The organism is Pseudomonas sp. FP1154 (assembly GCF_030687245.1).
GTDB lineage: Bacteria > Pseudomonadota > Gammaproteobacteria > Pseudomonadales > Pseudomonadaceae > Aquipseudomonas > Aquipseudomonas rhizophila.
This window is the reverse complement of sequence record NZ_CP117465.1, coordinates 3,877,364-3,891,517: the sequence shown is the minus strand read 5'-3', so window position 1 is coordinate 3,891,517 and position 14,154 is coordinate 3,877,364. Positions and strand designations below refer to the sequence as shown.

The window sequence follows — 14,154 nt, the reverse complement described above, 5'->3', positions numbered from 1 at the left end:
CTTCATCTTGTGTTGCAAGCCTATCGGATTTGGATCGATCGAATGACTGACACCCGCAACGGCGAGGACAACGGCAAACTGCTTTATTGCTCCTTCTGTGGCAAAAGCCAGCATGAAGTACGCAAATTGATTGCCGGCCCCTCGGTCTTCATTTGCGACGAGTGCGTCGACCTGTGCAATGACATCATCCGCGAGGAGGTGCAGGAAGCCCAGGCCGAAAGCAGCGCGCATAAGTTGCCTTCGCCTAAAGAAATCAGCGGCATCCTTGATCAATATGTCATTGGTCAGGAGCGCGCGAAAAAGGTACTGGCCGTAGCGGTGTACAACCACTACAAGCGCCTGAACCAACGTGACAAAAAGAATGACGAGGTCGAGCTCGGCAAGAGCAACATCCTGCTGATCGGCCCGACAGGCTCGGGTAAAACCCTGCTTGCCGAAACCCTGGCCCGTTTGCTGAACGTTCCGTTCACCATCGCCGACGCAACCACCCTTACCGAGGCGGGTTATGTGGGTGAGGATGTCGAGAACATCATTCAGAAACTGCTGCAGAAGTGCGATTACGATGTGGAAAAGGCCCAGATGGGTATCGTCTACATCGACGAAATCGACAAGATTTCCCGCAAGTCCGACAACCCGTCCATCACCCGGGATGTTTCCGGTGAGGGCGTGCAGCAGGCCTTGCTCAAGCTGATCGAAGGTACCGTGGCTTCCGTTCCGCCTCAGGGTGGTCGCAAGCATCCGCAGCAGGAGTTCCTGCAGGTCGACACGCGTAACATTCTGTTCATCTGCGGTGGCGCGTTCTCCGGCCTGGAAAAGGTTATTCAAAACCGTTCCACCCGTGGCGGCATTGGTTTCAACGCCGAAGTGCGCAGTAAGGAAGAGGGTAAGAAGGTCGGTGAATCCCTGCGTGAAGTCGAACCTGATGATTTGGTCAAGTTCGGTCTGATCCCGGAATTCGTGGGTCGCTTGCCGGTCCTGGCGACGCTGGATGAGTTGGATGAAGCTGCACTGATGCAGATTCTGACGGAGCCGAAGAATGCCCTGACCAAGCAATATGCCAAGCTGTTCGAAATGGAAGGTGTAGACCTGGAGTTCCGTTCCGACGCGCTGAAATCGGTTGCCAAACGAGCCCTGGAGCGTAAAACCGGTGCCCGTGGGTTGCGCTCGATTCTGGAAGGCGTATTGCTCGACACGATGTATGAGATCCCCTCGCAGTCTGAGGTGAGTAAAGTCGTGATCGATGAAAGCGTTATAGAAGGTAAGTCCAAGCCTTTGTATATCTACGAAAACAAAGAGCCGGCTGCCAAGGCCGCGCCGGACGCTTAAGCGTCCCGGTGCCGGAATAAAGAAGGGGCCTTCGGGCCCCTTTGCTTTTTGCGCGTTTTAGACGTGTCTTTGCGCTTGTTTTTTTTCAAGGCTGCCCCCATCTTGGTTTCAAGCTTACTTCCATCTGTTTCCGGCCTTGTGGCCGCCGTAGAGGCGAAATCATGAAGACAACCATCGAATTGCCTCTCCTGCCATTGCGTGATGTCGTGGTTTATCCGCACATGGTTATCCCGCTGTTCGTGGGGCGCGAGAAGTCTATCGAAGCCCTCGAGGCTGCGATGACGGGTGACAAGCAGATTCTTCTGTTGGCGCAGAGAAATCCTGCTGACGATGATCCCGGCGAAGACGCACTTTATCGCGTAGGCACAATTGCAACAGTTCTGCAGCTGCTCAAGCTGCCCGACGGCACCGTCAAGGTCCTGGTCGAAGGTGAGCAGCGTGGCACGGTCGAGCGTTTCAGCGAAGTGGACGGCCATTGCCGGGCCGAAGTGTCGCTGATCGACGAAGTGGACGCGCCCGAGCGTGAGTCTGAGGTGTTTGTCCGCAGTCTTCTGTCGCAGTTCGAACAATACGTGCAGTTGGGCAAGAAGGTGCCTGCTGAGGTCCTGTCGTCGCTTAACAGCATCGACGAACCTGGGCGGCTGGTCGATACGATGGCGGCCCACATGGCCCTCAAGATCGAGCAGAAGCAGGAAATTCTCGAAATCATCGATTTGTCTGCCCGTGTCGAACACGTGCTGGCACTGCTGGATGGCGAAATCGACCTACTGCAGGTCGAGAAGCGCATTCGTGGTCGCGTCAAGAAGCAGATGGAGCGTAGCCAGCGCGAGTACTACCTGAATGAGCAGATGAAGGCCATTCAGAAGGAACTTGGCGATGGTGACGAAGGGCACAACGAAATCGAAGAGCTGAAAAAGCGCATCGATGCTGCGGGCCTGCCCAAGGATGCACTTGCCAAGGCCCAGGCCGAGCTGAACAAGCTCAAGCAAATGTCGCCTATGTCTGCCGAAGCCACTGTGGTGCGCTCCTATATCGACTGGCTGGTTCAGGTGCCTTGGAAGGCGCAAAGCAAGGTCCGTCTGGACCTGGCCCGCGCCGAAGATATTCTCGATGCCGACCATTACGGTCTGGAAGAGGTCAAGGAACGTATCCTCGAATACCTCGCCGTGCAAAAACGCGTGAAGAAAATTCGCGGGCCGGTACTGTGCCTGGTGGGGCCTCCCGGGGTCGGTAAAACATCGCTGGCAGAGTCGATTGCCCACGCGACCAATCGTAAATTCGTGCGCATGGCCCTCGGTGGCGTGCGCGATGAAGCGGAAATTCGGGGGCATCGCCGCACTTATATCGGGTCGATGCCAGGAAGATTGATTCAAAAGATGACTAAGGTTGGCGTGCGCAATCCGCTGTTTCTTTTGGATGAAATCGACAAGATGGGCAGCGATATGCGCGGCGATCCCGCTTCTGCGCTGCTCGAAGTGCTCGATCCGGAGCAGAATCACAATTTCAACGATCACTATCTGGAGGTCGACTACGACCTGTCGGACGTGATGTTCCTCTGCACCTCCAACTCCATGAACATTCCGCCAGCACTGCTGGACCGGATGGAGGTGATCCGTCTGCCGGGCTACACCGAAGACGAGAAGATCAACATCGCCGTCAAATACCTTTCGCCCAAGCAGATCCAGGCCAACGGCCTGAAAAAAGGCGAGCTGGAATTTGACGAGGAAGCGATTCGCGACATTATCCGCTACTACACTCGCGAGGCGGGTGTGCGTGGTCTGGAGCGGCAAATTGCCAAGGTCTGCCGCAAGGCGGTCAAAGAGCATGCGCTGGAAAAACGCTTCGCGGTCAAGGTTACTTCGGACCTGCTGGAGCACTTCCTGGGTGTTCGCAAGTTCCGCTACGGCCTCGCCGAGCAGCAGGATCAGATTGGTCAGGTGACTGGCCTTGCGTGGACTCAGGTCGGTGGCGAGTTGCTGACTATCGAAGCGGCCGTAGTACCGGGCAAGGGTCAACTGATCAAGACCGGTTCGCTAGGCGATGTGATGGTCGAGTCGATCACCGCAGCGCTGACGGTCGTGCGCAGCCGCGCCCGGAGCCTGGGCATCCCCCTGGACTTCCACGAGAAGCGCGACACCCATATCCACATGCCTGAAGGGGCTACGCCCAAGGACGGCCCGAGCGCCGGCGTAGGCATGTGCACGGCCCTGGTATCCGCGCTGACCGGCATTCCTGTGCGCGCCGACGTCGCCATGACGGGTGAAATCACCCTGCGTGGCCAGGTATTGGCCATCGGCGGTCTGAAGGAAAAACTGCTGGCGGCTCACCGTGGCGGGATCAAGATCGTGATCATTCCCGAGGAGAATGTCCGCGATTTGAAGGAGATTCCTGACAACATTAAGCAGGATCTTCAGATCAAACCGGTTAAATGGATTGACGAGGTCCTGCAAATTGCGCTGCAATACGCGCCGGAGCCCTTGCCGGATGTGGCTCCGGAGATAGTCGCGAAGGAAGACAAGCGAGAGTCTGACTCTAAGGAAAGAATTAGCACGCATTAATACGCATTTGCCTGGGGGGCTTCCTTGACAGTTTTTTAGAGCCCTTGTTATAAAGCGGCTCTTAAGTGTCTGTAGGCCATTCAGCACTCGTTTTTGCTTTCACCAAAAAAACTTAGAATCATCTCAAATAGATATAAGGGGACTTAGAGTGAACAAGTCGGAACTGATTGATGCTATCGCTGCATCCGCTGATATCCCGAAAGCTGCTGCTGGCCGTGCGCTGGACGCTGTAATCGAATCCGTCACTGGCGCTCTCAAGGCCGGCGACTCCGTAGTTCTGGTTGGTTTCGGCACCTTCTCCGTGACTGATCGCCCAGCGCGTACCGGCCGCAACCCGCAGACCGGCCAAACGCTGGAAATCCCTGCTGCCAAAAAGCCTGGTTTCAAAGCTGGCAAGGCATTGAAAGAAGCTGTTAACGACTAAGGTTTCACCGAGTTTATCCGGGTCGGGGTCATGCCTGGCTTGGCAGCGGAGCGGTCATACAGCCGGTTTGTAGCCGGTGTGTCACGCCAGGACTCGCGGGTTTGAGTCCGGTCCGCTCCGCCAGTTACGAGAAGGCGCATCCTCGGATGCGCCTTTCTTCTATCCGGATTCTACCCACGCTCCACGGTTGCCTAAATTTGAAGTTCAACCGTTTCTGGGGGACGCATGCTGCAGAATATCAGGGACAATTCACAAGGCTGGATTGCCAAAACCATCATCGGGGTCATCGTCGTATTGATGGCGTTGACCGGTTTCGATGCCATTTTTCAAGCTACCACCAACAGTAATGACGCAGCCAAGGTCAACGGCGAAGAGATCAGCCAGAACGAGCTGAGCCAGGCGGTCGACATGCAACGCCGCCAGCTCATGCAACAGCTGGGCAAGGATTTCGACGCTTCGTTGCTGGACGAAAAAATGCTGCGCGACTCAGCGCTCAAAGGCCTGATCGATCGCAAGCTGTTGCTGCAAGGCGCGCAAGATTCGAAATTCGCTTTCTCCGAAGCGGCGCTGGATCAAGTGATCCTGCAAACGCCTGAGTTTCAGGTCGATGGCAAATTCAGCGCCGAGCGTTTCGATCAGGTGATCCGCCAGCTGGGTTACAGCCGCATGCAATTTCGTCAGATGCTGGCTCAGGAGATGCTGATCGGCCAGTTGCGCGCAGGTCTGGCGGGGAGTGGTTTTGTCACCGACGCCCAGGTGTTGGCCTTCGCCCGTCTGGAAAAACAGACCCGGGATTTCGCCACCTTGAATATCCAGGCCGACTCGTCGACGGTCAAACTGACCGATGATGAGGTCAAGGCTTACTACGATAAGCATGCCAAGGAATTCATGACGCCCGACCAGGTGGTCATCGACTACCTTGAGCTGAAGAAGGCTTCTTTCTTCGATCAGGTCAGCGTCAAGGATGAAGACCTGCAAGCGGCCTATCAGAAAGAAATCGCGAACCTGTCCGAACAGCGTCGTGCTGCGCACATCCTGATCGAAGTGAACGACAAGGTCACCGAAGCCCAGGCCAAGGCGAAGATCGAAGAGATTCAGGCTCGTTTGGCCAAAGGCGAATCGTTTGAGGCGTTGGCCAAGGAGTTCTCCCAGGACCCAGGTTCGGCGAACAGCGGCGGCGATCTCGGTTATGCCGGTCCGGGTGTCTACGATCCGGAGTTCGAAAAGGCTCTGTATGCGTTGAGCAAGGATCAGGTATCGGCACCGGTGCGTACCGATTTCGGTTTTCACCTGATCAAGTTGTTGGGAGTCGAAGCGCCTGAAGTGCCAACGTTTGCCAGCCTCAAGGACAAGCTTGTTCGCGAGCTGAAAACCCAGCAGGTTGAGCAGCGTTTCGTGGAGGCGACCAAGCAACTGGAGGATGCCTCTTTCGAAGCCTCCGACCTGGCACAGCCGGCTCAGGACCTGAAACTGACCGTCCACACTTCGGCGCCGTTCGGCCGTGAGGGTGGGGAGGGGATCGCGGCCAACCGCGCCGTGGTGAGCGCCGCGTTCAGCCCGGAGGTACTGGATGAGGGTGCAAACAGCACCGCCATCGAGCTGGACCCGGAAACCGTGGTGGTGCTGCGTGCCAAGGAGCACCGCAAGCCCGAGCAAATGCCACTGGAAAGCGTGGACGGGGCCATTCGCGCTCAACTGGCGAAGGAACATGCCAGTGCGGCGGCCAAGACCCGGGCCGAGGAGTTGATTGCCGGTTTGCGCGATGGCAAGACGGCCCTGGATCAACCTGTCGACGGTCAGAAATGGAAGGTCATCGAGGCGGCGACTCGAAGCCAGGAAGGGATTGATCCGGCGGTGTTGCAGGCATTGTTCCGGATGCCTAAACCCGAATCGAAAGACAAGCCGACGTTCAGCAGTGTGACGTTGCCCGATGGCAGTCTGGTCATCGTGCGCTTGAACGGCGTGAACGAAGCGGCGGCACCGAGCGATGAGGAGAAGGCGCAATACCGCCGTTATCTCGCTTCTCGTGTCGGCCAGCAGGACTTCGCTGCCTATCGCAAGCAGTTGGAGAGTGAGGCGGACATCGAGCGCTTCTAAGTGCTCTGATGGTTTGCCCCACAACGACCCGGCCGAAAGGCCGGGTTTTTTGTGTCTGCTTGTTGCATCGGGCAGTATCTTCGTCGCTCCACCGAATTCGCGTCTTTTTCCCGCAAATAACCCCCAGTAGACTTGTAACCCGTTTGAGACAAGATTAGCCACGCGGCCTGGCAGCGTTCTGTTGCACAATACGCCCCGGATCGTTTTCCTCAGGATGTTCAATGTTCAAATCATTCCCTATGCGCACCGTCGGGCTGGCACTGGTGCTGGCCGCTGCAGCCGGTTGCTCGTCGAAGAAAACAGCTATCTACGAGCATGAAAACTTCGATGACTCCGGTACGTTCTCGCGTTCCTATTCAGTGAATGATGCGGCGACCTGCGAAGCCGGGCGCCGGGCATTGCTCAGCCAGGGCTACATCATTACCAGTAGCGATCCGAAGCTGGTCAGCGGTCACAAGAGTTTTCAGCAGACCGGCGAAACCCATATGGAGATCAGCTTCAATCTGGTCTGTGCGCAAGACAGTGGTCCCGGACACCGTGCGACCATGTTTGCCAACGCCTTGCAGGACCGTTATGCGCTGAAGAAAACCAACAACTCCGCCAGCTTGGGCGTGGGGGTGCTGGGATCGGTGTCGATGCCGATCGGCTCGTCCGATGATTCGATGGTCAAGGTCGCCAGCGAAACCGTGTCGTCGGCGAAGTTCTATGAGCGTTTCTTTGCCCTCGTGGAGTTGTTCCTGCCTCCCGAGGCGAAGAAACCCGTGGAAGAAACCGAAAAACCCAAGGCTGAGCTTGGCGTTCCGGAACCCCAGGTCGAGCCGGCGGCGTTGTCACCGGTTTCTACTCCGGAGCCGACACCGATGCCTGTTCCTGCACCAGAGCCGGCACCGATTCCTGTACCTGCTCTTGCTCCAGAGCCGGAGCCGGCTCCCGAATCGGCTCCCGAACCGGCACCAGCGCCAGTCGCGCCGGTGGAGGAGGCCACGCCCGCGCCTGCCGAGACTTCTCCGGCCAGTTCGGAGCCGGTCGCGCCGCCGGCAGAGCCCGCGCCCATCGCACCCAGCGAGCCTCAACTATCAGAGCCTGAGTCGTCGACGCAAGCCATTACACCGCCACCCTCCAGCGCCTTGCCGGCCCCCTCCGAGCCGATCCAGCCGCTTCCCGCCTCTTGATGCTCAGTGGCAAGGGTGGAAATCCCTTGCCACACCTGCACGCAGTAATTTCCCAGCGCTGTGCTACGTTTAATTCATGAAGCTTTTGCTTCATGTTTTGTTCATAAAGCGGCTTTATGCTGATTCCAGCGCCATCAGGCATCGGTTTCAACGTTACGTTATGGGAAGGATTCAAGATGGATGATTATCAGGAAGAGCTGCTGGAATATCAGGCGTATGAGCTTGATCCCCTGGAACCCGCCGAGGATGCGACAGAGCTGTAAATCCGCTAAAAACGGCACGTTATCAGCGGCAGGTTTGCAGCTTAACTGCTTCTACGACTGCGCCGAAACTCGCCCGGAGTCTGGTTGTTCCAGCGCTTGAAGGCGCGTTGAAAGGCTTCCGCTGAGGCGAACCCCAGCAGGTACGCGATTTCACCGAACGCCAGTTCAGTGTCGCGAATGTAGGTCATGGCCAGGTCGCGGCGAGTGTCGTTGAGGATTGCGCGAAATTGCGTGCCTTCTTCGGCCAGTTTGCGACGCAGTGTCCAGGTCGGCAGCTTCAGACGCGCCGCCACTTCTTCCAGGTCGGGTTCCCGACCGCCGTTGAGCAAGGGCCCCAGCAGTTGGATGATGCGCTCGCGCAGGCTGCGGGTGCGCGTCAATTGCTCCAGCTCCCGTTCACACAACTGAACCAGGTGTCGCCAGGTGCCGGGGCAATGTTGGGGGTTGCGTTGGGCGAGACTGTCGAGTCCCAGGCGTAGCTGATTATGTTCGGCACCGAACTGGATCGGGCAGTCACCGAGCGCGCGATAGGCCTCCAGGTATACCGGTGCTTCGAACTCGATTTCCACACGTTCAGCCCTCAACGCGACAGCACTCACGCAGGACAGCTGCGCCAGCCAGCCGGCGATGATCGAATCCACGACGAAGCGGTTGTAGGCGTTATAGGGGCTGATGGAATAGAACCGCAGCCACGCGCCTCGGGCATCTTCATGAAAACTCGACTGACCGCGATAGTTGGAGCCGTACAGCGGCTCGAAGCGGATCATGCACCGCGCGGCTTCGCGCACCGTCGGTGCCTGAGCCGCCGTCACGCCTGCCAGCCCGGCCTGGCTCAAGCGGCTAAGTTGGCCCATGCGCAAACCCAAGGCAGGGTCCTGGGTCTGTTGGATGGCGGCGTGCCCCAGGCGCATGTAGCGCGGGATCGACAGACGAGCCCCGGGCTCGGCCAGGCGTGCCGCATCCAGACCGTATTGTTCAAGCAAAGGCTGGGGATCGTGGCCATGGCTGGCAACCGCATCGGCCAGGCTATGGACGAAGCTGACTGACAAGTCTCCCAGTCGCATCGGTTGCGGTTTCATGGTGTTACAGCCACAGGTTCAGCAGACGGGCGCCACGAGCTTCACCGTCGGGAAAATGCTCGCCGTCATGGCTGATGAAACTCTGCCCGGCGCTACCGTTGTCCCAGAACTGACCCCGCAGGAAGACACTGACGCCGCCCCTGGCCTGGCTGCTGGGCGGCTGGCTGGTCAGTGTCAGGCGATGCCAGGCCTGGCCTTCACTCACTTCCCCAGGCTTGAGGCTGACTTCGCTCGGTGTGGACAGGCCCCTATAGCCACCCCAGGGTTTTTCCCAGGTATGGCGACCGTTGACAAAGGCAGGCACTGCCACCAATTGCGCACCCTGTTCATTCAACTGCCGATAAAGAACCGGGTACCAACTGTCGCTGCCGATCAGCACGCCCAGGCGACCGGCAGGGGTGTCGACGACGCTGATTGTGTCCGGATGGTCTGGCCCCAGCACGCCCTGTTGCTCGAACATGGGGTGCTGTTGGCGCTGTGGCTGGCCCAGCGGCCGACCGTCGCGGCCGAACACCACGCTACTGTTGTACAACGGGCCCCGGCCAACTTTCAGTTGGCCATCGCTGACGCTTGGCTCGGGCAGCACGATGGAGCCGGCCACCAGAGTCACGCCGAACTCCTTGGCGAGTCCGCCGAACAGTGCCTGGTAGTCACGGGCCATGGTGTCGGCTTTCATGCGCAGGTAAGCATCGTCCAGCCGGTTGTCACCTTTTGCGCTGACCAGCGCCTGGATGAACGCCAGCGGGTTGCTGACCGCCAGCCAGTTCATCGCTTCCTTCAACGTGGCGGCCTGATACAACTCGTCTTTTTCCCCGGCGACCATCAACCAGGTGCCAATGTGCTCGGGCAAGACCACCACGGTTTTGTCATTGAGCAAGCCCAGGTCACGAGCGGTTTGCAGATAGGCCGCCAGTTTGCGGTGCAGGCGTTCGGGGCTCTGGTAGTCGGTGGGGAACAGTTCGGGCTGGATGCCCAGCAAGTTGCCTTGATCGGCAGGGGTGCCCTGGTTCACCGCCAGGTTGATGCGAAGGTCTGACAGGTAATGACCCGCCGGACGATCCACCGTCCACAGCGCGTAGGTGATCAGGGCGGCAATCAAGGCCAGTGACAACAGCAGGTACAGAAATTTGCGCATGGGAAACAGTCAGCGGCCGTGTGCGGATTCACTGACTAGGGTAGGGCCCACGATGGGGTGTTGCCAAGGGGCGTTGCGCATTTGGATCATTAAGTTGTCAGTTACGGCCATTGAGCACGCAGCTTCCCGCTCTTAGGCTGTCTGGCATGACTGATGGAAGCCGCAGAGCCTCCGCATTTTTTTCCGTGATCGCCCGTTGTGGAGTTATCGATGACCACCCCTCATTACCCGCACCTGCTGGCCCCGCTGGACCTGGGTTTTACCACGTTGCGCAACCGCACCCTGATGGGGTCGATGCACACGGGTCTTGAAGAAAAGCCCGGTGGTTTCGAGCGCATGGCGGCGTATTTTGCCGAGCGCGCGCGTGGCGGCGTGGGGCTGATGGTCACCGGCGGAATCGGGCCAAATGACGAGGGTGGCGTTTACTCCGGCGCGGCCAAGCTGACCACCGAGGAAGAAGCCCTCAAGCACCAGATTGTGACCCGTGCCGTACATGAGGCCGGTGGCAAGATCTGCATGCAGATTCTCCACGCCGGGCGCTATGCCTACAGCCCCAAGCAGGTGGCGCCGAGCGCGATCCAGGCACCGATCAACCCGTTCAAGCCCAAGGAGCTGGACGAAGAGGGCATCGAAAAGCAGATCAGTGATTTTGTCACCTGTTCGGTCCTGGCCCAGAAAGCCGAGTACGACGGTGTCGAGATCATGGGCTCGGAAGGTTATTTCATTAACCAGTTCCTGGCGGCCCATACCAACCACCGCACCGATCGCTGGGGCGGCAGCTATGAAAACCGCATGCGCCTGCCGGTGGAAATCGTGCGTCGGGTGCGTGAGGCGGTCGGTCCCAACTTCATCATTATCTTTCGCCTGTCGATGCTCGATCTGGTGGAAGGTGGCAGCAGTTGGGATGAAATCGTTCAGTTGGCCAAAGCCATCGAGCAGGCCGGGGCGACGATCATCAACACCGGTATCGGCTGGCACGAGGCGCGGATTCCTACCATCGCCACCAAGGTTCCGCGGGCGGCGTTCAGCAAGGTCACAGCCAAACTGCGCGGCTCAGTGAGTATTCCGCTGATCACGACTAACCGCATCAACACCCCGGAAGTGGCCGAGCAGATCCTGGCCGAAGGCGACGCCGATATGGTGTCCATGGCGCGGCCTTTCCTGGCCGATCCGGAGTTCGTCAACAAGGCTGCCGCCGGGCGCGCGGATGAAATCAACACCTGCATCGGCTGTAACCAAGCCTGTCTGGACCATACCTTTGGCGGCAAGCTCACCAGTTGCCTGGTGAACCCGCGGGCGTGCCATGAAACCGAGCTCAATTACTTGCCGGTCACCCAGGTGAAAAAAATCGCTGTGGTCGGTGCCGGTCCGGCCGGTTTGTCCGCTGCTACCGTGGCGGCCGAACGGGGTCATCAGGTGACGCTGTTCGATTCGGCCAGCGAAATTGGTGGCCAGTTCAATATCGCCAAGCGGGTGCCGGGCAAGGAAGAGTTCTTCGAAACCCTGCGTTATTTCAAGCGCAAATTGCAGACCAGCCATGTCGAGCTGTGTCTCAACACGCGGGTGGATGTGGCGCAATTGGTCGCGGGCGGTTTTGACGAGATCATCCTGGCCACCGGTATCGCACCGCGGGTGCCTGCGATTCCCGGGGTGGAGCATGCCAAGGTCCTCAGCTACCTGGATGTGATTCTGGAGCGCAAGCCAGTGGGCCGCAGCGTCGCGGTGATCGGAGCCGGCGGTATCGGCTTCGACGTGTCGGAGTTCCTGGTCCATCAAGGGGTTGCCACCAGCCAGGACCGTGAAGCGTTCTGGAAAGAATGGGGGATCGATACCCTGCTCCAGGCGCGCGGCGGTGTGGCGGGTATCAAAGCCGAGCCCCATGCCCCGGCGCGGCAAGTGTTCCTGTTGCAGCGCAAGAAATCCAAGGTGGGCGACGGCCTGGGCAAGACCACCGGCTGGATTCACCGCACGGGCCTGAAGAACAAGCAGGTGCAGATGCTCAACAGCGTCGAGTACCTGAAAATCGATGACGAAGGCTTGCACATCCGCATCGGTGAAACCGGCGAGCCGCAGGTGCTGGCCGTGGATAACATCGTGATCTGCGCCGGCCAGGATCCGTTGCGTGAGTTGCAGCAAGGCCTGGAAGCCGCAGGGCAAACCGTCCACCTCATTGGCGGTGCCGACGTAGCGGCAGAACTGGACGCCAAGCGGGCGATCAATCAGGGTTCGCGATTGGCGGCGCAGTTGTAAAGACCGAATCTTCGGGGGCTGAGCCCCTGTGGGAGCGAGCCTGCTCGCGATAGCGATGAGTCAGTTGCATGAGTGTTTACTGACCCACCGCCATCGCGAGCAGGCTCGCTCCCACAAGGGGTTGCAATGAACACAGGCACTGAGGTCATCCGCGACCTAGCTGTTAAACTTGCGGCTCGTCCCGATTCGGCCTGCTGCAATGTTGCTTTCCTGCCTCGACTGGCACCCCCAACCCCGCCTGGAACTCCTTCATCTGGACTGGCTCACCCGTGCCGGAGTTGAAGTGGCGGTGCTGCGTCTGGACCAGATTGACCCCCTGATCAGCGGCAACAAGTGGTTCAAGCTGGTTCACCATGTGCGCGCTGCCCATGAGGCCGGTGCCAAGGGGATCATGAGCCTGGGCGGTGTCTATTCCAACCATCTGCATGCGCTGGCGGCGGCTGGCAAGCGCTTCGGGTTCCCAACGGTCGGGCTGCTGCGCGGCCATCCCCAGGAAACGCCGACGGTCCTTGACCTCAAAGCGTTCGACATGGATCTGCACTGGCTGGGTTATGGCGGATACCGAGGGCGGCACGCCGCGGATTTCTGGCAACCCTGGCAGGCGCAATACCCGCACCTGCATCCGGTGCCTGAGGGCGGTTCAGGATTGTCCGGCGCGCAGGGTTGCATGGATTGGGTGGCCGGGGCCCGTGAACAATTGGCGGCGTTGGGCTGGGTGGATTACCACGGCTGGTGGCTGGCCTGCGGTACCGGAACCTCCCTGGCGGGGCTGGTATTGGCTGAAGCGGGGGAGCACCCGGTCTACGGCGTGTTGGCTGTGCCTGCGGATCACGGCGTGGCGCAGCAGGTCGAAAGCATCGTGGGGCAAGCAGGTCTTTGCAACCCGCGTTATGAGTTGTTCGACGGCAGCCGTGGCGGCTTTGCCCGGATCGACGCCGAACTCGTCGCCTTCATCCACGCCACTGGCGCCATCGAACTGGAGCCGCTGTATACCGGCAAGGCGTTGATGCTGCTCAAGGCCCGGGTCGAGGCCGGACAGTTTAGCCGCGGCACCCGCTTGATTTTCGTTCACACCGGCGGCTTGCAAGGCCGCCGAGGGTTTGAATAACGGGCGTCAGCCGCGTTTGGGCATCATCCGCAGCAGGGTGTTATCGCGCACGATGTAGTGGTGGTACAGACCCGCCAGGGCATGCAGGCCAATCAGCCAGTAGCCAATGGTGCCCCCCAACTCATGCCAGCCCTCCAGTTGTTTGGCAAAGTCTTTGTCCTGATCGATCAGCAGCGGCAAGTCGAAACCATAGAACATCACCTGATGCCCTTCGGCACTGGTGATCAGCCACCCCAGCAATGGCATGGCGATCATGAACAGGTACAACGCCCAGTGCATCAGGTGGGCAAGGAAGGTCTGCCAGGCAGGCGAGGCGGGAAAGATGGCTGGAGTCTTCCCCATGCTGCGGGCGAACAGGCGTAGCCAGACCAGCGCAAACACGGTCAGGCCGAGCATGAAGTGAGCTTCTTTGATCAGGGTCCGGCCGTCACTGCCTTTGGGGAATATCCCTCGCAGTTCGATGCAGGCATAAACCACGGCCAGCAGAATCAGCATCAGCCAATGCAGGGCGACCGTGACGGTACTGTAGCGGTTTTCCGAGCTTTTCCAGGGCATGCAGGTATCTCCAGTCATCAGGTAGAGCACCGTCTTATGCGGCGTAGTGCTCCTACTGTAAGCCCGTTTTTTCGGGTTCGCTTGAGCCAGATCAGTTTCGCCAGTATGGACAACCCCGATCAATGCATTCACAGGATGGCGGCTGTTGCGCCGCCGCGCGGGAGTAAGCGCCCTGGTCACGCAAGGA

General features: G+C 59.1%; 11 protein-coding genes. 8 read left to right on the top strand and 3 right to left on the bottom strand.

Annotated elements, in window-relative coordinates; genetic code table 11:
* The first annotated feature begins 42 nt into the window (after nucleotides 1–42).
* From clpX to PSH91_RS17355, 6 genes are all read left to right on the top strand, one after another.
* Nucleotides 43–1,326, top strand: coding sequence for an ATP-dependent Clp protease ATP-binding subunit ClpX (gene clpX / locus PSH91_RS17380; RefSeq protein WP_047228498.1), 1,284 nt, complete (start codon nucleotides 43–45; stop codon nucleotides 1,324–1,326).
* 161 nt (nucleotides 1,327–1,487) lie between these two features.
* The gene (gene lon, locus PSH91_RS17375; RefSeq protein WP_076383967.1) at nucleotides 1,488–3,884 is read left to right on the top strand and encodes an endopeptidase La; all 2,397 of its coding nucleotides are present in this window, start codon (nucleotides 1,488–1,490) and stop codon (nucleotides 3,882–3,884) included.
* Nucleotides 3,885–4,032: 148 nt separating this feature from the next.
* Nucleotides 4,033–4,308 (top strand): HU family DNA-binding protein, encoded by a 276-nt coding sequence (locus PSH91_RS17370; protein ID WP_047228496.1) that lies wholly within the window; start codon nucleotides 4,033–4,035, stop codon nucleotides 4,306–4,308.
* 225 nt (nucleotides 4,309–4,533) lie between these two features.
* A complete protein-coding gene (locus tag PSH91_RS17365; RefSeq protein WP_076383968.1) occupies nucleotides 4,534–6,405 on the top strand; it encodes a SurA N-terminal domain-containing protein in 1,872 nt (623 codons plus the stop codon).
* Between the two features lie 221 nt (nucleotides 6,406–6,626).
* The gene (locus PSH91_RS17360; RefSeq protein ID WP_047228494.1) at nucleotides 6,627–7,577 is read left to right on the top strand and encodes a DUF2242 domain-containing protein; all 951 of its coding nucleotides are present in this window, start codon (nucleotides 6,627–6,629) and stop codon (nucleotides 7,575–7,577) included.
* Nucleotides 7,578–7,693: 116 nt separating this feature from the next.
* Nucleotides 7,694–7,840 carry a hypothetical protein gene (locus tag PSH91_RS17355; RefSeq protein ID WP_171061343.1) on the top strand — a complete coding sequence of 49 codons (147 nt, stop codon included), beginning with the start codon at nucleotides 7,694–7,696 and terminating at the stop codon, nucleotides 7,838–7,840.
* Between the two features lie 41 nt (nucleotides 7,841–7,881).
* Here the strand turns inward: PSH91_RS17355 and PSH91_RS17350 are convergent, their stop codons facing one another.
* The gene (locus PSH91_RS17350; RefSeq protein ID WP_305466299.1) at nucleotides 7,882–8,919 is read right to left on the bottom strand and encodes an AraC family transcriptional regulator; all 1,038 of its coding nucleotides are present in this window, start codon (nucleotides 8,917–8,919) and stop codon (nucleotides 7,882–7,884) included.
* Between the two features lie 4 nt (nucleotides 8,920–8,923).
* Nucleotides 8,924–10,054: a carbon-nitrogen hydrolase family protein gene (locus PSH91_RS17345; protein ID WP_305466298.1), complete on the bottom strand. Its 1,131-nt coding sequence runs from the start codon at nucleotides 10,052–10,054 to the stop codon at nucleotides 8,924–8,926.
* 210 nt (nucleotides 10,055–10,264) lie between these two features.
* Between PSH91_RS17345 and PSH91_RS17340 the strand changes: the two genes are divergently transcribed.
* Both PSH91_RS17340 and PSH91_RS17335 read left to right on the top strand, forming a co-directional pair.
* Nucleotides 10,265–12,304: an FAD-dependent oxidoreductase gene (locus tag PSH91_RS17340; RefSeq protein WP_047228491.1), complete on the top strand. Its 2,040-nt coding sequence runs from the start codon at nucleotides 10,265–10,267 to the stop codon at nucleotides 12,302–12,304.
* A 199-nt stretch (nucleotides 12,305–12,503) separates the two neighbouring features.
* Nucleotides 12,504–13,412: a 1-aminocyclopropane-1-carboxylate deaminase/D-cysteine desulfhydrase gene (locus tag PSH91_RS17335; RefSeq protein WP_305466296.1), complete on the top strand. Its 909-nt coding sequence runs from the start codon at nucleotides 12,504–12,506 to the stop codon at nucleotides 13,410–13,412.
* Nucleotides 13,413–13,418: 6 nt separating this feature from the next.
* On the opposite strand, the gene PSH91_RS17330 is transcribed toward PSH91_RS17335, so the two are convergent.
* A complete protein-coding gene (locus PSH91_RS17330) occupies nucleotides 13,419–13,967 on the bottom strand; it encodes a cytochrome b (RefSeq protein WP_305466295.1) in 549 nt (182 codons plus the stop codon).
* Between the last annotated feature and the right edge of the window lie 187 nt (nucleotides 13,968–14,154).